This is a genomic window from Luteimonas sp. RC10 (assembly GCF_014192745.1).
Lineage (GTDB): Bacteria > Pseudomonadota > Gammaproteobacteria > Xanthomonadales > Xanthomonadaceae > Luteimonas.
Map to the genome: position 1 here is coordinate 34,430 of NZ_JACHYJ010000001.1, position 16,877 is coordinate 51,306.

12 protein-coding genes are annotated in these 16,877 nt (G+C 69.5%); 6 read left to right on the forward strand and 6 right to left on the reverse strand.

Translation table 11 applies throughout. The annotated features are described in order from the left end of the window. Positions 1-61 precede the first annotated feature (61 nt). Positions 62-1,435: an amidohydrolase gene (locus FHW73_RS00100; RefSeq protein WP_183424686.1), complete on the forward strand. Its 1,374-nt coding sequence runs from the start codon at positions 62-64 to the stop codon at positions 1,433-1,435. Beyond that, the gene (locus tag FHW73_RS00105) at positions 1,432-2,748 is read left to right on the forward strand and encodes an amidohydrolase family protein (RefSeq protein WP_183424687.1); all 1,317 of its coding nucleotides are present in this window, start codon (positions 1,432-1,434) and stop codon (positions 2,746-2,748) included. The genes FHW73_RS00100 and FHW73_RS00105 overlap by 4 nt, the downstream gene beginning before the upstream one ends. A 402-nt stretch (positions 2,749-3,150) precedes the next feature. On the opposite strand, the gene FHW73_RS00110 is transcribed toward FHW73_RS00105, so the two are convergent. Further along, positions 3,151-3,816 carry a response regulator transcription factor gene (locus FHW73_RS00110; RefSeq protein ID WP_183424688.1) on the reverse strand — a complete coding sequence of 222 codons (666 nt, stop codon included), beginning with the start codon at positions 3,814-3,816 and terminating at the stop codon, positions 3,151-3,153. A 9-nt stretch (positions 3,817-3,825) separates the two neighbouring features. Beyond that, positions 3,826-5,784: an acetate--CoA ligase gene (gene acs / locus FHW73_RS00115; RefSeq protein WP_255492529.1), complete on the reverse strand. Its 1,959-nt coding sequence runs from the start codon at positions 5,782-5,784 to the stop codon at positions 3,826-3,828. A 250-nt stretch (positions 5,785-6,034) separates the two neighbouring features. Here acs and FHW73_RS00120 point away from each other — a divergent pair, with 250 nt between their 5' ends. Beyond that, positions 6,035-7,414, forward strand: coding sequence for a DcaP family trimeric outer membrane transporter (locus tag FHW73_RS00120; RefSeq protein WP_183424690.1), 1,380 nt, complete (start codon positions 6,035-6,037; stop codon positions 7,412-7,414). Between the two features lie 129 nt (positions 7,415-7,543). After that, complete coding sequence (locus FHW73_RS00125; protein ID WP_183424691.1) at positions 7,544-9,205, forward strand: MFS transporter; 1,662 nt, start codon at positions 7,544-7,546, stop codon at positions 9,203-9,205. 353 nt (positions 9,206-9,558) lie between these two features. Here FHW73_RS00125 and FHW73_RS00130 read toward each other — a convergent pair whose 3' ends face one another. Continuing rightward, a complete protein-coding gene (locus tag FHW73_RS00130) occupies positions 9,559-9,918 on the reverse strand; it encodes an EF-hand domain-containing protein (RefSeq protein WP_183424692.1) in 360 nt (119 codons plus the stop codon). 13 nt (positions 9,919-9,931) lie between these two features. Further along, positions 9,932-11,140: a fatty acid desaturase gene (locus tag FHW73_RS00135; protein WP_183424693.1), complete on the reverse strand. Its 1,209-nt coding sequence runs from the start codon at positions 11,138-11,140 to the stop codon at positions 9,932-9,934. Positions 11,141-11,258: 118 nt separating this feature from the next. Here FHW73_RS00135 and FHW73_RS00140 point away from each other — a divergent pair, with 118 nt between their 5' ends. Next, entirely contained in the window at positions 11,259-12,086 is an 828-nt protein-coding gene (locus tag FHW73_RS00140) for an ATP-binding cassette domain-containing protein (protein WP_183424694.1), read from the forward strand. A 101-nt stretch (positions 12,087-12,187) separates the two neighbouring features. Beyond that, positions 12,188-14,239: a sodium-translocating pyrophosphatase gene (locus FHW73_RS00145; RefSeq protein ID WP_183424695.1), complete on the forward strand. Its 2,052-nt coding sequence runs from the start codon at positions 12,188-12,190 to the stop codon at positions 14,237-14,239. Between the two features lie 234 nt (positions 14,240-14,473). Here FHW73_RS00145 and FHW73_RS00150 read toward each other — a convergent pair whose 3' ends face one another. Both FHW73_RS00150 and FHW73_RS00155 read right to left on the reverse strand, forming a co-directional pair. Then, complete coding sequence (locus FHW73_RS00150; RefSeq protein WP_183424696.1) at positions 14,474-15,019, reverse strand: hypothetical protein; 546 nt, start codon at positions 15,017-15,019, stop codon at positions 14,474-14,476. A 239-nt stretch (positions 15,020-15,258) separates the two neighbouring features. Next, complete coding sequence (locus tag FHW73_RS00155; RefSeq protein WP_183424697.1) at positions 15,259-16,821, reverse strand: M91 family zinc metallopeptidase; 1,563 nt, start codon at positions 16,819-16,821, stop codon at positions 15,259-15,261. Positions 16,822-16,877 lie beyond the last annotated feature (56 nt).

Below are 16,877 nucleotides of genomic sequence, written 5' to 3' on the forward strand. Positions count from 1 at the left end.
GCTTCGGGGGTCGCGCATGCGCGACGGCTGTTCCATCATCCATCGCTTCGGGGAGTTGTCGATGTCTCGTCTGTTGTCCGCCGCCCTGGCGGCCGTCCTGCTGGGCGGCTGTGCCACCACTGCCTCATCCGGCGCGCCGTCCCGCGCCGCTTCCCCATCGACGCCCTATCCCAGCACCTATGCGCCGATCGCCGCCGCGCCGGTGCTGATCAGCGGCGCCACGGTGCTGATCGGCGACGGCCAGCGCCTGGACGGTGCCGATGTGTTGCTGCGCGACGGCCGCGTTGCCGCGGTCGGACGTCACCTCGAAGTGCCGGCCGATGCGCAGCGCGTCGACGGCACCGGCAAGTGGGTCACGCCGGGCCTGATCGACGTGCACTCCCATCTGGGCGTGTACCCCAGCCCCGGCGCGCGTGCGCACAGCGACGGCAACGAGATGACCGCACCGGTCACCGCGCAGGTGTGGGCCGAGCATTCGGTATGGCCGCAGGACCCGGGCTTCGGCGCGGCGCTGGCCGGTGGCATCACCACGCTGCAGATCCTGCCCGGCTCGGCGAACCTCGTCGGCGGGCGCGGCGTCACGCTCAAGAACGTCGCCGCCACCACGGTGCAGGGCATGAAATTCCCGGGTGCGCCCTACGGGCTGAAGATGGCCTGCGGCGAGAACCCCAAGCGCGTCTACGGCGAGAAGGGCGGCCCGGCCACGCGCATGGGCAATGTCGCCGGCTACCGCGCCGCGCTGATCGACGCGGCCGAGTACCGCGACAAGCAGGCTGGCGATTCGCCGGGCAAGCGCGACCTCAAGCTCGAGACACTGGCCGGCGCGATGGATGGCGAGATCCTGGTGCACATCCATTGCTACCGTGCCGACGAGATGGCGCAGATGCTGGACCTGGCGCATGAGTTCGACTTCCACATCACCGCGTTCCACCACGGCGTGGAGGCCTACAAGATCGCCGACCGGCTGGCCGCCGAGGGCGTGTGTGGCGCGCTGTGGGCCGACTGGTGGGGCTTCAAGATGGAGGCCTTCGACGGCATCCAGGAGAACATCGCGATCGTCGACCGCGCGCCAGGCGGCTGCGCGATCGTGCATTCGGATTCCGACGAGGGCATCCAGCGCCTCAACCAGGAGGCGGCCAAGGTGCTGGCCAGCGCCCAGCGCGCCGGGCTCGACATTGCACCTGAGCATGCGATCCGCTGGTTGACCGAGAACGCGGCGCGCTCGCTGGGCGTGCTCGAGCGCACCGGCACGCTGGCACCGGGCAAGATGGGCGACGTGGTGCTGTGGAACGGCAATCCCTTCAGCGTCTACGCGCTCGCCGAGCAGGTGTGGATCGATGGCGCGCATGTCTACGACCGGTTCGACCCGACGCGCCAGCCGGTGACGGACTTCATGCTCGGCCAGGGCGCAGCCGCCACCGGAGGTGCCCGATGAGCCGCGCGGTTTCGACCCGACGCGTCCGGCGCACGATCGCGCGCCTGCTGTGCATGGGCGCACTCGTCGCCGCCACGCTGCCGGTCGCCGCGCAGGACGTGCTGATCCGTGGCGCAACGGTCCACACCGCGGGCGCCCAGGGCACCCTGCGCGAGGCCGACGTGCTGGTACGCGGCGGCCGTATCGCCGCGGTCGGCCCCGGGCTGTCCGCGGCCGGCGTGCCGGTTGTCGAGGCTGGTGGACGTCCGCTGACGCCGACGCTGTTCGGCGGCGTGACCGGGATCGGCATCGAGGAGGTGTCGGGCGAGCGTGGCACCCGCGACGACCGCCTGTCGCTCGGCAGCGCCGAGGACATGGTCGTGCGTCCGGAGTTCGACGTCACGCTGGCGTTCAATCCCGACTCGATCGTGATCCCGGTCGCGCGCGTGGAAGGCATCGGCTTCACACTGCTGTCGGCCGGCAACGCCAATGCGATCGTCGGCGGTCAGGGCGCGGCGATGCGTCTGGACGGCAGCGTCGATCCGGCCGGCCCGAAGGTGCTGTATCTGGCACTGGGCAGTGCCGGCGCCGAGCAGAGCGGGCAGTCGCGCGCGGCGCAGTGGATGCTGCTGGACCAGTTGATCGACGAGGCGCGTGGTCGGCTGCCGGCCGATTCGCATGTCGCATCGCTGACGCCGGCCGGCAAGCGCGCACTGACGCGTTACCTCGACGGCCAGGGCACGATCGTCGTCGGCGTCAACCGCGCCTCCGACATCCGCCAACTGCTGCGCTGGAGCAAGCGCCACGGCCTGCGCATCGCGATCCGCGGCGGTGCGGAGGCCTGGAAGCTGGCGCCCGAACTCGCGGCCGCCGGCGTGCCGGTGTTCGTCGATCCGCTGGTCAACCTGCCGTCGGACTTCGACCAGATCGGCGCCACGCTCGAGAACGCCGCACGCCTGCACGCCGCTGGCGTGCGTGTCGGCTTCGCGCAGGCCAGCGATGCCTCGCACAACGCCCGCAAGCTGCGCCAGCTTGCCGGCAATGCGGTCGCCCACGGGCTGCCCTGGGAGGCCGGCCTGGCCGGGCTGACGCGTGTGCCGGCCGAGACCTTCGGCGTCGATGCGGCGATCGGTACGATCGCGGTAGGACGCACCGCGGATCTGGTGCTGTGGTCGGGCGACCCGTTGGACGTCGCCTATACCGCGGACCAGGTGTGGTTCGGCGGCCGGGCGATCGAGATGCGCTCGCGTCAGACCGAATTGCGCGACCGCTACCTGCCGCCGGCGACACCTGCCAGCGAAGGCGGTCTGCCGCGGGCCTACCGGCACCGCTGAGGGGTCTGCGCCCCCGTGCAGGCGGAAGGTACGTGGGGGTAGGCCTTCAGCCTTAGCGGACTGTGGTCCCAGGACCACGGTCTGTTGGGAACCGATCAACGCGCGATCGGAGCGTTTGCCCCCATCCCGGCCTTCCCCCGCAAGCGGGGGAAGGGGTTGCAAGCGCCGCGCTGGTCGCACGGATGCTGGCCCTCCCGCCGCAAGCGGGGAAGGAGGTTGCAAGCGCCGTGGCTTGTCGTGCTGATGCCGACCTTCCCCCGCAAGCGGGGGAAGGGGTTGCAAGCGCCGCGCTGGTCGCTTGCCGGCCTTCCCCGCGGGCGGGGGAAGGGGCGGCAAGCGATACGGCTGGCGTGCTGGGGTTGGCTTCCCGCAAGCGGGAAAGGAGGCGTCGCAGCGCGCGGCCTATCGGGCGTCGGGGGGGATGCCGTCGAGATCGGGGTCGACGGCGAGCTTGCCGGCGATCAGTACGGCCTGGGTGCGGTTGGAGGCGCCGAGCTTGCGCAGCACTGCGGTCATGTGCGCCTTGACCGTGGCCTCGGAAACGCCGAGCTCGTAGGCGATCTGCTTGTTGAGCATGCCGTCGCCGAGCATCTGCAGCACCCGGAACTGCTGCGGCGTGAGGTCGCGCAACCTCGCGGCGACATCGTGTTCGCCGGCCGAGACCGCCGGCGCCGAGACCGCGGCCTCGGGGACGAAGCGGTCACCGTCGAGCACCTGCGCGACCGCGCGCCCCAGCGTTTCGGCATCGGCCGACTTCGGAACGAAGCCGGCCGCGCCGTGGTCGAGGGCCCGGCGCATCACCGCCGGTTCTTCGCGTGCCGAGACCATCAGCACCGGCAGTTGCGGGAACTGCGCGCGCAGGTGCACCAGTGCGCTGAAGCCCTGGGCGCCGGGCATGTTGAGGTCGAGCATCAACAGATCGGCGTCGGGCTCGGCCTCGACCATCGCGTACAGCGCCTCGACGTTGTGCGCCTCGCGCAGCCGGGCATCGGGCACGGCACGCGCGATCGCCCCACGCAGGGCTTCGCGGAACAGCGGGTGGTCGTCGGCGATCAGCAGGGTCGTCATCGGGCGAGGTCAGGCGTTGGGGACGTACCGTTCCTTGACCAGCGCATCGACGACCGAGGGGTCGGCCAGTGTGCTGGTGTCGCCGAGCTGGTCGGGGGCGTTCTCGGCGATCTTGCGCAGGATGCGCCGCATGATCTTGCCCGAGCGGGTCTTGGGCAGGCCCGGCGCCCACTGGATGTGGTCCGGGGTCGCGGTCGGCCCGATCTCGCGGCGGACATGCGCGACCAGTTCCTTGCGCAGTTCCTCGGTGTACTCCTCGCCGGCCTTGAGGGTGACGTAGGCGTAGATGCCCTGCCCCTTGATGTCGTGCGGGAAGCCGACCACCGCCGCCTCGGCGACTTTGGGATGGAGCACCAGCGCGCTTTCCAGTTCCGCGGTGCCGATGCGGTGGCCGGACACGTTGATGACGTCGTCGACGCGGCCAGTGATCCAGTAATACCCGTCCTCATCGCGCCGGCAGCCGTCGCCGGTGAAGTACATCCCCGGATAGGCCTTGAAGTAGGTGTCGATGAAGCGCTGGTGGTCGCCGTAGACGCTGCGCATCTGCCCCGGCCACGAATCGGTGATCACGAGATTGCCCTCGGCGGCGCCTTCGAGGATGGTGCCGTTGGCATCGACCAGCGCCGGCTGCACGCCGAAGAACGGCTTGGTCGCCGAGCCGGGCTTGGCCTCGATCGCACCGGGCAGCGGCGAGATCAGGATGCCGCCGGTCTCGGTCTGCCACCAGGTGTCGACGATCGGGCAGCGACCGTCGCCGACGACATCGGAGTACCAGCGCCAGGCCTCGGGATTGATCGGCTCACCGACGCTCCCCAGCAGGCGCAGGCTGGCGCGCGAGGTCTTCTTGACCGGCGCCTCGCCCTCGCGCATCAACGCGCGGATCGCGGTCGGCGCGGTGTAGAAGATCGTGACCTGGTGCTTGTCGATCACTTCCCAGAAGCGCGACACGCTCGGGTAGTTCGGCACGCCCTCGAACACCAGCGAGGTCGCCGCATTCGCCAGCGGGCCGTAGACGATGTAGCTGTGGCCGGTCACCCAGCCCACGTCGGCGGTGCACCAGTAGATGTCGTCGTCGCGCAGGTCGAACACCGAGGCGTGTGTGTAGCTGGCGAACAGCAGATAGCCGGCGGTGGTGTGCAGCACGCCCTTGGGCTTGCCGGTCGAGCCGGAGGTGTAGAGGATGAACAGCGGGTCTTCCGCGTTCATGCGCTCGGGCTCGCAGGTGTCGGGCTGTCCATCGACGACGGCGTCGTACCAGCGGTCGCGCGGCATCTGCATGTCGACCGCGCCGCCGGTGTGGCGGACCACGAGCACGGTCTCCACGCTCTGCGCACCGGGCAGCTTGAGCGCGGCGTCGACATTCGCCTTCAGCGGCACGCGCTTGCCGCCGCGCATGCCCTCGTCGGCGGTGATGATCAGCTTGCTGCCGCAGTCGCCGACACGGTCGGCGATCGAATTGGGCGAGAAGCCGCCGAAGACCACCGAGTGCACCGCGCCGATGCGCGCGCAGGCGAGCATCGCCACCGCGGCCTCGACGATCATCGGCAGATAGATCGTGACCCGATCGCCCTTGGCGACGCCAAGGTTGCGCAGCGCGTTCGCCAGCCGGCACACGCGGGCGTGCAGCTCGCGGTAGCTGATGTGGCGCGCTTCGGTGTCGGGGCCGTCGGGCTCCCAGATCAGCGCGGTCTTGTCGCCGTTGCGCGCCAGGTGGCGGTCCAGGCAATTGACGCTGACATTGAGCTCGCCGTCGTCGAACCAGCGGATGCGGAAGTCGGACAGGTCGTAGCTGACGTCGCGGATCCGGGTCGGCGGCCGGTACCAGTCCAGCCGCTGGGCGATCTCGCCCCAGAAGGCCTCGGGGTCCTGGACCGAGCGCGCATAGTCGCGCGCGTAGTCGTCCTGGGTGATGGTGTTGGGACCGGCGAAACCGGCCGGGACCGGATGACGTTCTGCGGGACTGGACATGCGGGACCTCTTCCCCTTGTTGCGCGTCACGCCAGTGTGCCGCATCCGCCGGCCGGCGACGCTAGGACCTTGGTCTATCCCGCGGGCGCCGACGCGTCCGCTGGCCGGCCCGGCGCGCGCCGTGCCAACTGCGGACGACCGCACTTCGACCAATGGCGAATGGGCGCCGGGCGCGTCGCCATGCAGTCTGCACGAAGGACCGGGCGCCGGTTCGACCAGGCTCAGGCTCACGCATCCCTTGGGAGGGGACATGACACAGACCATCGCCGCGCAGGCCAGGCCGCGCCTGCTCACGGCCGCCGTGCTCGTCGCGCTCGCATTGCCGGGCGCCGCATTCGCGCAGACCGCCAAGGAGCGCGAGCTCGAGGCGCGGATCGCGCAACTCGAATCGCAGGTGCAGGCGCTGCTCGGGCAACAGCAGCAGACCGCCGCGCAGGTGCAGGAGGTGCGCACCGCCCAGGCGGCCGCGCCGGCGGTCGCCGCCGCACCGATCCCGGCCGGCAGCCAGCCGATCCAGGCCACCACGATCACCCCGCAGGCCAATCCGGGCACCAAGTTCACCGTCGGCGGCATGATCCGCATCGATGGCATGGCCACCAAGACCACCGACGGCGACATCGCCAAGGGCACCGCCGGACGCGACTTCTACGTACCCGGTGCGATTCCGGTCGGCGGCGAAGGCCCGGACACCTACATGGACGCGCACGCGAAGTTCTCGCGCCTGTGGTTCGACGCCAGCACCGTGCTCGACTCGGGAGACAAGCTCGGCGCGCGCGTGGAGATGGACTTCTTCGGCGGCACGCTCGGCAATTCGGCGGCGACCAACACCTACGGCGCCACGTTGCGCCATGCCTACCTGACCTACAACAACTGGCTGGTCGGCCAGACGTGGTCGAACTTCATGGACACCAACGCGTTGATCGACGCAGTGGACTTCGTCGGTCCGACCGACGCGGTGGTGTTCGTGCGCCAGCCGCAGGTCCGTTACACCAGCGGCCCGTGGACGGTGTCGATCGAGAGCCCGGAGACGACGGTGCAGCCCTTTGGTGGCGCGGCGCGGATCATCGCCGGCGACAACAGCGCGATTCCCGACGTCATCGCCCGCTACACCCACAAGGCCGACTGGGGCCACGTGAGCTTCGCCGGCATGGCGCGCCAGCTCAAGTACGAGCCCGCGCCCGGTCTGGACAGCACCGACACCGGTTTCGGCGCGACCGTCAGCGGCCTGGTCAAGCTGGGCGACAGCACCGACATCCGCTACCAGGTCAGCGGCGGCGAGGGCATCGGCCGCTACATCGGCCTGGCGACGATCCAGCAGGACGCGATGGTCGATGCCGCCGGCAACCTCGATGCGCTCGGCGGCTGGGCCGGCTACTTCGGCGTGCGCCAGGTGTTCAGCCCGTCTGTGCGCGGCAACCTGTTCTATGCCCGCTCGCAGTGGGACAACGACACCGCCTGGACGGGCCTGGGCGTCACCCGCAAGGTGCATTCGGTGCATGCCAACGTGATCTGGTCGCCGGTGCCCAAGCTCGACTTCGGTGTCGAGGCGATCTGGGGTGAACGCACGCTCGAATCGGGCGTCGACGGCGAGCTGATGCGCCTGCACACGATGGCCCGCTACTCGTTCTGATCCACCCCGGCGCGGTCGTCGCATCGACCGCGCCGGACTGCGCTCGCGCGCCTGCCGCACGCACGACCGGACCGCCGGCATCCCGCCGGGGCCGTCCATCCCACGCACGCTTCGGAGGGGAAGCTTCCCATGTCCAGCACGACCGCCAACGCAGCGCCCACGGGCCCGCTGACGAAGGGCCACAAGAAGGTCATCTTCGCATCCAGCCTCGGCACCGTTTTCGAGTGGTACGACTTCTATCTCTACGGATCGCTCGCGATCATCATCTCGCGGCAGTTCTTCAGCGGCGTCAACGAAACCACCGGCATGATCTTCACGCTGCTGGCGTTCGCCGCAGGCTTCTTCGTCCGGCCGTTCGGCGCTGCGTTCTTCGGCAGCCTCGGCGACCGCATCGGGCGCAAGTACACGTTCCTGGTCACGATCCTGATCATGGGCATCTCCACGTTCCTGGTCGGCGTGCTGCCCAGCTACGCCTCGATCGGCGTCGCCGCGCCGGTGATCCTGATCGTGCTGCGCCTGGCCCAGGGTCTGGCGATGGGCGGCGAGTACGGCGGCGCGGCGACCTACGTCGCCGAGCACGCCCCGCCCGGCAAGCGCGGGCTGTACACCAGCTTCATCCAGACCACCGCGACCTTGGGCCTGTTCCTGTCGCTTGCGGTGATCCTGGGTTGCCGCTGGATCCTCGGCGTCGAAGCGTTCGAGAGCTGGGGCTGGCGCATTCCGTTCCTGGGCTCGATCGTGCTGCTGGGCATCTCGGTGTGGATCCGCCTGCAGCTGTCCGAATCGCCGCTGTTCCAGGAAATGAAGGCGCAGGGCAAGGGCTCGAAGATGCCGTTCCGCGACTCGCTCAAGGGCGGCAACCTGAAGCTGATGCTGCTGGTGCTGTTCGGTGCGACCGCCGGCCAGGCCGTGGTCTGGTACGCGGGTCAGTTCTACGCGCTGTTCTACCTGCAGAGCATGCTCAAGGTGGACCTCACGGTGTCCTACCTGCTGATCGCCGCGGCGCTGCTGCTGGCCACGCCGTTCTTCCTGTTCTTCGGCTGGCTGTCGGACCGGATCGGTCGCAAGAAGATCATCATGGCCGGCTGCCTGATCGCCGCGATCACCTACATCCCGATCTTCAAGGGCATCACCCACTACGCCAATCCGGCGATCGAGGAAGCCAGCACCAACTCGCCGGCCGTCGTGGTCGCCGATCCCAAGACCTGCAGCTTCCAGTTCGATCCGGTGGGCATCCGCAAGTTCACCAGCTCGTGCGATGTCGCGACCGCCGCGCTGACCCGCGCCGGTGTGCCCTACAGCGTCGATCCGGCCCCGGTCGGCTCGTTGGCCCAGGTGCATGTCGGCCAGACCGTGGTCACCTCCTATGAGGCCGAGGGGCTGGCAGGCGATGCGCTCAAGGCCCAGCAGGGCGAGTTCGGCGGCGCGCTGAAGGCGGCGCTGACCCAGGCCGGTTACCCGGAGAAGGCCGCCACCGAGCGCATCAACGTGCCGATGACGATCCTGCTGCTGTGGATCCTGGTGCTCTACGTCACGATGGTCTACGGCCCGATCGCGGCCTACCTGGTCGAGCTGTTCCCCACCCGGATCCGCTACACCTCGATGTCGCTGCCCTACCACATCGGCAACGGCTGGTTCGGCGGCTTCCTGCCCGCGATCTCGTTCGCGCTGGTGGCCGGCACGGGCAACATCTACTACGGCCTGTGGTATCCGATCGGCATCGCGATCATGACCCTGGTGATCGGCACGTTCTTCCTGCGCGAGACGCGCAACGTCGACATCACCAAGTAGGCACCATCGGCGGGCACCCAGACCCGCCACGCAAGACCCGGACGCCGGCCCTTGGGCCGGCGTTCGTCGTTTCAGGACGTCGAGCGGCCGTGCCGAAGCACGGAGCGCGAGGCAGCCTCGACGGCCACGCATTCGCCCGCAGCCGGCGGACCCATTGCGCCGTGCGTCATGCGTCGCTGCGTCGAGTTCACGGTGCGTGCGCGCGCGTCGCCCGGCGGCGCACACGACACTGCGCTGTCTCATGTCGAGCGAAGCCGATGGCCCGAGCGGCGGCGCGTACGGAGGCGACCGGCGCGACCCGGAACTGCGCGACCCGGCCCCGCCTCGCGCACATGCCCGGACAGCGGACGCGGTCAGCGCTGGGGCGGTGCCGCCAGCTCCCGGGCGTCGAGATAGCCGTCGCGATTGCGATCCTGGCGATTGAAGGTCGCGGCCAGGCGCGCCAGGTGCTCGGCGCGGGTGATCGGGCGGCCCTGGCCGCCCGGCAGTTCGTCGGCCGACAGCACGCCGTCGCCGTTACGATCCATGCGGTCGAAGGCGTAGCCCATCCACGCTTGATACTCGGCGAGCGACACGCGTCCGTCGCCGTCGGTATCCATCCGTTCCAGATACTCGGCGGTGCGCGCGACCTGGGCGCCTGCGGTCGCCGCGAAGGCGCCGCAGGCCAGGGCGATGCCCAACGGCGCGACGCGCGGCCCTGGTGAACGCCTCATTCCGGAGGCCGGCTCAGGCGCGCGCGCTTTGCAGCGAGTAGCCCTTGAGCCGGGCCGCGTAGTCCTGCAGCGCGCGGATGCCGCTGGCCTCGGCCTCGCGGCACCAGGCCTGCAGGTGCTGCAGCGCTTCGCCGGCATTGTGCGTGCGGGCCTCCAGCAGTGCCGCCAGGCGCGCACGGTACTCGACGAGAGTCCGGATGCGCGGCCGTTGCGCGATCCAGGCCTGCAGCTGCGCGCGCGCATCGGGCGCGAGCCAGCGGCCATCGTCGACCAGGCCCCGGCGCAGCTTGCGCGGCAGCAGCGCGCGCAACTTGGCGCCGGCCGCCTGCGCTTCCTCGCGCAGCGCCGGGCCGAGCACGTTGCGCTGGTAGTCGGTCATCGCCTGGAAGCGGTGGGCGAGCAACGCCTTGAGGGTGTCGGTGTCAGGCGCGTGGATGTTCGGACGCACATCGAGCGACGGCGCGACCCGCAGCACCCGGGCCAGGCGCAACGTCTCCAGGCCCTTGATCACCGCCCAGCCGATATCGAACTCCCAGCGCCGCAGCGCGAACTTCGCCGAACTCGGAAACGCGTGGTGATTGTTGTGCAGTTCCTCGCCGCCGATCCACACGCCCCACGGCGTCAGGTTGGTCGCGGTGTCGGTGGTCTCGAAGTTGCGGTAGCCCCACCAGTGGCCCAGGCCGTTGACCACGCCGGCGGCCCAGAACGGGATCCACGCCATCTGGATCGCCCAGACCGCGACACCCTTGAAGCCGAACAGCGCGATGCTCACCAGCAGCAGCACGGTCGGCCCCATGTTCGCGTGCGGGGTGTAGAGGTGGCGCTCGATCCAGTCGTTGGGCGTGCCCTTGCCGTACTGCTCGATGTCGGCGCGCTGCGCGCGCGCCTCGCGATACAGTTCCACACCACGCCAGAAGACGTTGCCGATGCCCTTGTGCATCGGGCTGTGCGGGTCGTCCTCGGTTTCGCACTTGGCGTGGTGTTTGCGGTGGATCGCGACCCATTCGCGGGTGATCATCGACGTCGTCAGCCAGGTCCAGAAGCGGAAGACGTGCGCGATGGCCGGATGGAAATCCACGCCGCGATGCGCCTGGCTGCGGTGCAGGTACAGGGTGACGGCAAAGATCGTGAGCTGGGTGGCGGCCAGCAGGTACAGCAGCATCGCGCCCCACCCCCACTGCAACAGGCCACCGGACAACAGGTCGAGCAATGAGACGGACATGGCGAGAGACAACGGGTTCGGGTGTACATCCCATGATGGGACGGACCTGGGACGATTGCCATCCCTGCCCGCCCGTATGGTGAGCGGCGGCGTTCAGGCCTGTCACACTGCGCGCGACATGAACACGCCCGCTACCCAGACGCCTCCGCTGCTGGACCTGCACGACGCCACCGTGGTCCGCGACGACCGCACCGTGCTGCATGCGCTGCGGCTGCGGATTCCGGCCGGCCGGCACACTGCGATCCTCGGCGCCAATGGCTGCGGCAAGTCCACGCTGGTGCACCTGCTCACGCGCGAACTGCACCCGCTGGCGCATGCCGACGGCACACCGCCGGTGCGCGTGTTCGGGGCCCGGCTGGGCGATGTGACGCAACTGCGCGCGCGGCTGGGGATCGTCACCGGGCGCATCCACCAGGATCTGCTGTCGCTCCCGGCCCTGCGGGTGGAGGACGCCGTCGTCGCCGCAGCGTACGGCAGCGTCGCGCCGGTTGCGTCCGCACGCGTCGACACCTCCCTGCGAAGTGCAGCACGCGATGCGTTGGCGGCAATGGCCGCCACGCATCTGGCCGGACGGCGCTATGCGACCCTGTCGGCCGGCGAGGCGCGCCGCGTTCTCATCGCCCGGGCGCTGGTCCATCGGCCCGAAGCGCTGCTGCTCGACGAGCCCTCGACCGGTCTCGATGTCGTCGCCCGCGCGCAGTTGCTTGAGCGCTTGCGCACGCTGGCGCACGGCGGGACCACGTTGGTCCTGGTGACCCACCACGTCGAGGAACTGCTGCCCGAGATCGGGCATGTGGTGTTGCTGCGCGAGGGCCGGATCCTGGCCGAGGGGCCGCGCGAGACCATGCTGACAGACGCCCTGCTGTCGCAGGCGTTCGGGGCGCCGCTTCGGCTGGGCTGCGATACCGCCGGTGTGCCGACGTTGCAGGTCGCCCAAGGCGGCTGAGGCCTCGCGGCGGCGCGGCATGCCGTGGTGCGCGCGCTGTGCCATAGTCGGCGCGCATCACCGCTGTTTCGTCTGGCATCACCACTTTCGGGAGGGGGTCCATGCTCGAGCAATACGGTTTGTGGCTGGCGCTGGGCTGCGCGGCCATCGCGATTCTCTACGGCGTGGTCTCCGCCGGCTGGATCAACCGGCAACCGGCCGGCAACGAACGGATGCAGCAGATCGCCGGCGCAATCCAGGAGGGCGCGCGCGCCTATCTCAACCGCCAGTACCTGACCATCTCGATCGCCGGCGCGGTGCTGTTCCTGCTGATCGGCCTGTTCCTGGGCTGGTCGACCGGCCTGGGCTTCCTGCTGGGCGCAGTGCTCTCGGGCGCGGCGGGCTATATCGGCATGAATGTGTCAGTGCGCGCCAACGTGCGCACCGCCGAGGCGGCCAGGCGCGGTATCGGCCCGGCGATGGACGTCGCGTTCCGCGGCGGCGCGATCACCGGCATGCTGGTGGTGGGCCTGGGGCTGTTGGGCGTGGCCGGCTACTGGATGCTGCTGCCGCACTTCGGCATTGCCGGCGAGCCCGCCCTGCACGCGCTGGTCGGCCTGGCCTTCGGCAGCTCGCTGATCTCGATCTTCGCGCGCCTGGGCGGCGGCATCTTCACCAAGGGCGCCGACGTCGGCGCCGACCTGGTGGGCAAGGTCGAGGCCGGCATCCCGGAGGACGATCCGCGCAACCCGGCGGTGATCGCCGATAACGTCGGAGACAACGTCGGCGACTGCGCCGGCATGGCCGCCGACCTGTTCGAAACCTATGCGGTCACTGTGATCGCGACGATGCTGCTGGGCCATCTGATGTCCAGCCAAGTGGGCGCCAATGGCGTGCTCTATCCGCTGGTGCTGGGCGGTGCCTCGATCCTGGCCTCGATCGTCGGCACGTTCTTTGTCCGCGTGCAGTCGGGCGGCTCGATCATGGGCGCGCTGTACAAGGGCGTGATCGTCTCGGGCGTCATCGCCGCGGTGCTGTTCTGGCCGATCACCACGCAGCTGATGGCCGGCAACGCCCACGGCGCCGGCAACCTCTACTGGTGCGCGCTGATCGGGTTGCTGCTCACTGGCGCGATCGTCTGGATCACCGAGTACTACACCGGCACCCAGTACGGACCGGTCCAGCACATCGCGCAGGCGTCGACGACGGGCCATGGCACCAACATCATCGCCGGGCTCGGGGTGTCGATGAAGTCGACCGCACTGCCGGTGGTCGCGGTGTGCTTCGCGATCTGGGCCTGCTACTCGTTCGCCGGGCTCTACGGCATCGCGATCGCGGCGACCGCGATGCTGTCGATGGCCGGCATGATCGTTGCGCTCGACGCCTACGGCCCGATCACCGACAACGCCGGCGGCATCGCTGAGATGGCCGAGTTGCCTTCGGAAGTGCGCGAGATCACCGATCCGCTCGACGCGGTCGGCAACACCACCAAGGCGGTGACCAAGGGCTATGCGATCGGCTCGGCCGCGCTGGCGGCGCTGGTGCTGTTCGCCGATTTCACCCACAACCTGGAAGCGAGGTATCCGGGCGTCGAATTCCGTTTCGACCTCGCCGACCCGGCGGTGATCATCGGCCTGTTCATCGGCGGCCTGATCCCCTACCTGTTCGGCGCGATGGCGATGGAGGCGGTCGGCCGCGCGGCCGGCGCCGTCGTCGAGGAAGTGCGCCGCCAGTTCCGCGAGATCCCCGGGATCATGGCCGGCACCGGCAAGCCGCAATATGACCGCGCGGTCGACATGCTCACCCGCTCGGCAATCAAGGAGATGATCGTCCCATCCCTGCTGCCGGTGTTGGTGCCGGTCGTCGTCGCATTGGGCATGAACGCGCTGATGGGCCCCGGCGCGGGCATCCGTGCGCTGGGCGGCCTGCTGATCGGCACGATCGTCACCGGCCTGTTCGTCGCGATCTCGATGACCACCGGTGGCGGCGCCTGGGACAACGCCAAGAAGTACATCGAGGATGGTCACTTCGGCGGCAAGGGCAGCGAGGCGCACAAGGCCGCGGTGACCGGCGACACGGTCGGCGATCCCTACAAGGACACCGCCGGCCCGGCGATCAACCCCCTGATCAAGATCATCAACATCGTGGCACTGCTTCTCGTGCCGTTGCTGTAGTCAACGTCGAACCCGCCCGGCATCTGGGCCCCTCTCCCGCAGGCGGGAGAGGGGAGCGGGGTAAAGGCACGCGGCCTGCACGCATCGGCGATTCGCGATCGCCGCGGAGGGGGCAACCTCGCCGCCGCGCTTGCAACGCGCAGCAGGCGTCGCCGCCCCGTCCCGCATGCGGCGAACGCTCGAATCTCCAGGATCCAGGCCTTCCGCCTCCCGCACCTGCGCAAGCGCCGCCGCTCAGTCGCCCTTCGCGAAAACTCCGCGCGCCAGATCGAACCACGGCGTGCACAACAGACGCTGGATATCGGCGAACGCGAAATCGGCCCGCCAGACCTCGCCGTCGTCGCCTGGCTCGGGCGCCAGCAGTCGCGCGGCATCGGCCGGGGCGACCCCCAGACACCAGCGCACCGCGGCAGGGGCATCGCTGAGCCACTGCGCAAAGGCGAACTCGCCGACCAGTTCGCCGCCCGGCTCGACCCGGCGCGCCAGCGGTGTCGGCGGCACGGTCGGTGCCGGCGAGGGCAGCGACTGCGCGACGTGCGAGAGCGTAATCCGGCCCTCGCCTTCCTCGCGCAGATAGGGAATGCCGGCCGCGCCCGGCTTCTGGCGCCCGGTCAGGACCGCGTGGCGGTCGCCCCGGTCGAACACGGCGAGCGCAACGCTGCCGGTGTTGCGTAGCCGATAGCGGACCTCGAGCGCACCGCGCGCGGTCGCAGCGAACACGGCTTCGAGCGCGACGCCGTCGGCATCGACATGGGCGCGGGCAGTATCGGTCGGCGTCATGGAAGACCTCGATGTCGGAAAGCGGCAACGGCACACGGCGCAAGCGATTGTGCGAATGCGTGTAGGCCATGCGCTGCAGACAATGCACGGCCAAGCCCAGCATGCGGTGGATGCCGTGAGTGCGGCGCGCACGACGCGCCGTCTCACCAGCTCGCGGCGCGCACCCGCCCTCACACGAAAGGCGGCGCATGCGCCGCCTTCGGTGCCCAGATCATCGGGCTAGATCGCAGCGCGGTCGGTCAGAGCGCGTAGCTCGGCCGATCCGGCAGGCCCAGTTCGCGGCGGATGCCGTTCTCGGTCAGATGGATCGGGTTATGGGTGAGCGGGCCGGTACCGTCGAAGTCGTAAGGCTGGGCACTGGTCTCCAGGCCCACGGCCTGACGCTCCGCGTTGGGCACCTGGCCGCTGTCAGGGCCCTCGCCGCGGTAGGTCCCCGGCAGGAAGGTGCCGTTGACGCCGTTGTAGGCATGCGACATCTCGTGATACAGCACCACCGACGGCGCCGGGAACGCGTCCATGTGGAAGGACGGGTTGTAGCTGATCGTCACATCCCCGCCTGCCCCCGGGCGCCCGTTGACGATGTCGGCGTCATTGCTGAAGGTCTGGGCGTAGCCGTTGTCCTCATTGGACAGCTCCTGGATCGTCACGGTGTTGCCCTTGGCTTCGGCCGCCGTGTCGAACTCGGCGAGCATCTGCTGGCCATTGGGCGACGCACGCAGGAAGTCCAGTTCCGACTGCATGCGCTGCACGAACGCGTCCGAACCCTTCACCGCAATGCCGCGGTCGCCGACGCTGTTGTCGATCTCGACATTGACCACGGTCGGCTTGGCGCCGGTCGCAGCGTTCACGAGGTCCGAGACCTCCGCATACACCGTCGTCTGCGCATGCGCGCCCTCGATCGTGTCCTGACCGTCGCCGGCGTACACCGTGGTGCGCCCCTCGCCGACGTGAACCGTATCGTCCCCGCGACCGGCCGAAATGATGTCGAATTCGCCGCCGCCATGGATCACGTCATCGCCACGGCCGCCCTCGATGTAGTTGGTGCCCGCACCGGCGTGGATGGTGTCGTTGCCATCGCCGCCGTAGATCACATTGACCCCGCTGCCGCCATGGATCTCGTTGTTGCCGCCGGTGGTGTGGATGTCGTTGCGGCCGCTGCCGGTCACCCGGATCAGGTCGTCGCCATTGCCGCTGCTGATGCGGTTGTCGCCGTTGCCTTCGACCAGCACCTCGTTGTCGCCCTGACCGGCATCGACGACGATGTTGACGTCGACGTTCGGCGCGACCTTGATCGTGTCGTTGCCCTCGCCGGTGCGCAGCGTCAGCTCCTGACCCTCGCCCAGGCGCACCTCGTAGCTTTCGCCATTGACGGTGACATCCAGCGTGCCATCGTCGCGCTGGCTGACGCCGACATCGTCGTTGCCACTGCCGGTGGTGAACACGACCTGGTCGCGGCTGACATAGCCCTGAGCGACGGTGCGCTCCCGGGCGATCTCCACCTGCCCATCCTTGTGCAGCGGATCGATCTGGATCGGCTTGCCGTCGGGCGTGCTGCCGGTCGTCTTCTCGTCGGGATTGGTGGCGGTGCCGTCGATCTCGACCGCGCCGCCGGCCGCCCGCTGCGGCTGGTCACGCGTGCTGACCTGCGGACCGCCGTCGGCGAGCCCGTCGACCGGGCCGCGCCCCACTTCGGTCGCCGGCCCGTCGTGTCGGTGCGGGGTCGGCGCCAGCGGATTATCCCAGTAGCCCTGGGCACTTGAAGACAGAACAGACGTGGGCGACAGCGAGTCGAACGTGGTCATGGCAGGCCTGCACGAGAAAAGAGGCGTCCATATGTACGCCCCCGTATGGGGCGCCC

What these genes read in the sequence shown, in the direction of transcription:
- FHW73_RS00100 (WP_183424686.1), top strand. Translation starts at nt 62, where the DNA reads ATGTCTCGTCTGTTGTCCGCCGCCCTGGCGGCCGTCCTGCTGGGCGGC.
- FHW73_RS00105 (WP_183424687.1), top strand. Translation starts at nt 1,432, where the DNA reads ATGAGCCGCGCGGTTTCGACCCGACGCGTCCGGCGCACGATCGCGCGC.
- FHW73_RS00110 (WP_183424688.1), bottom strand. Translation starts at nt 3,816, where the DNA reads ATGACGACCCTGCTGATCGCCGACGACCACCCGCTGTTCCGCGAAGCC.
- acs (WP_255492529.1), bottom strand. Translation starts at nt 5,784, where the DNA reads ATGTCCAGTCCCGCAGAACGTCATCCGGTCCCGGCCGGTTTCGCCGGT.
- FHW73_RS00120 (WP_183424690.1), top strand. Translation starts at nt 6,035, where the DNA reads ATGACACAGACCATCGCCGCGCAGGCCAGGCCGCGCCTGCTCACGGCC.
- FHW73_RS00125 (WP_183424691.1), top strand. Translation starts at nt 7,544, where the DNA reads ATGTCCAGCACGACCGCCAACGCAGCGCCCACGGGCCCGCTGACGAAG.
- FHW73_RS00130 (WP_183424692.1), bottom strand. Translation starts at nt 9,918, where the DNA reads ATGAGGCGTTCACCAGGGCCGCGCGTCGCGCCGTTGGGCATCGCCCTG.
- FHW73_RS00135 (WP_183424693.1), bottom strand. Translation starts at nt 11,140, where the DNA reads ATGTCCGTCTCATTGCTCGACCTGTTGTCCGGTGGCCTGTTGCAGTGG.
- FHW73_RS00140 (WP_183424694.1), top strand. Translation starts at nt 11,259, where the DNA reads ATGAACACGCCCGCTACCCAGACGCCTCCGCTGCTGGACCTGCACGAC.
- FHW73_RS00145 (WP_183424695.1), top strand. Translation starts at nt 12,188, where the DNA reads ATGCTCGAGCAATACGGTTTGTGGCTGGCGCTGGGCTGCGCGGCCATC.
- FHW73_RS00150 (WP_183424696.1), bottom strand. Translation starts at nt 15,019, where the DNA reads ATGACGCCGACCGATACTGCCCGCGCCCATGTCGATGCCGACGGCGTC.
- FHW73_RS00155 (WP_183424697.1), bottom strand. Translation starts at nt 16,821, where the DNA reads ATGACCACGTTCGACTCGCTGTCGCCCACGTCTGTTCTGTCTTCAAGT.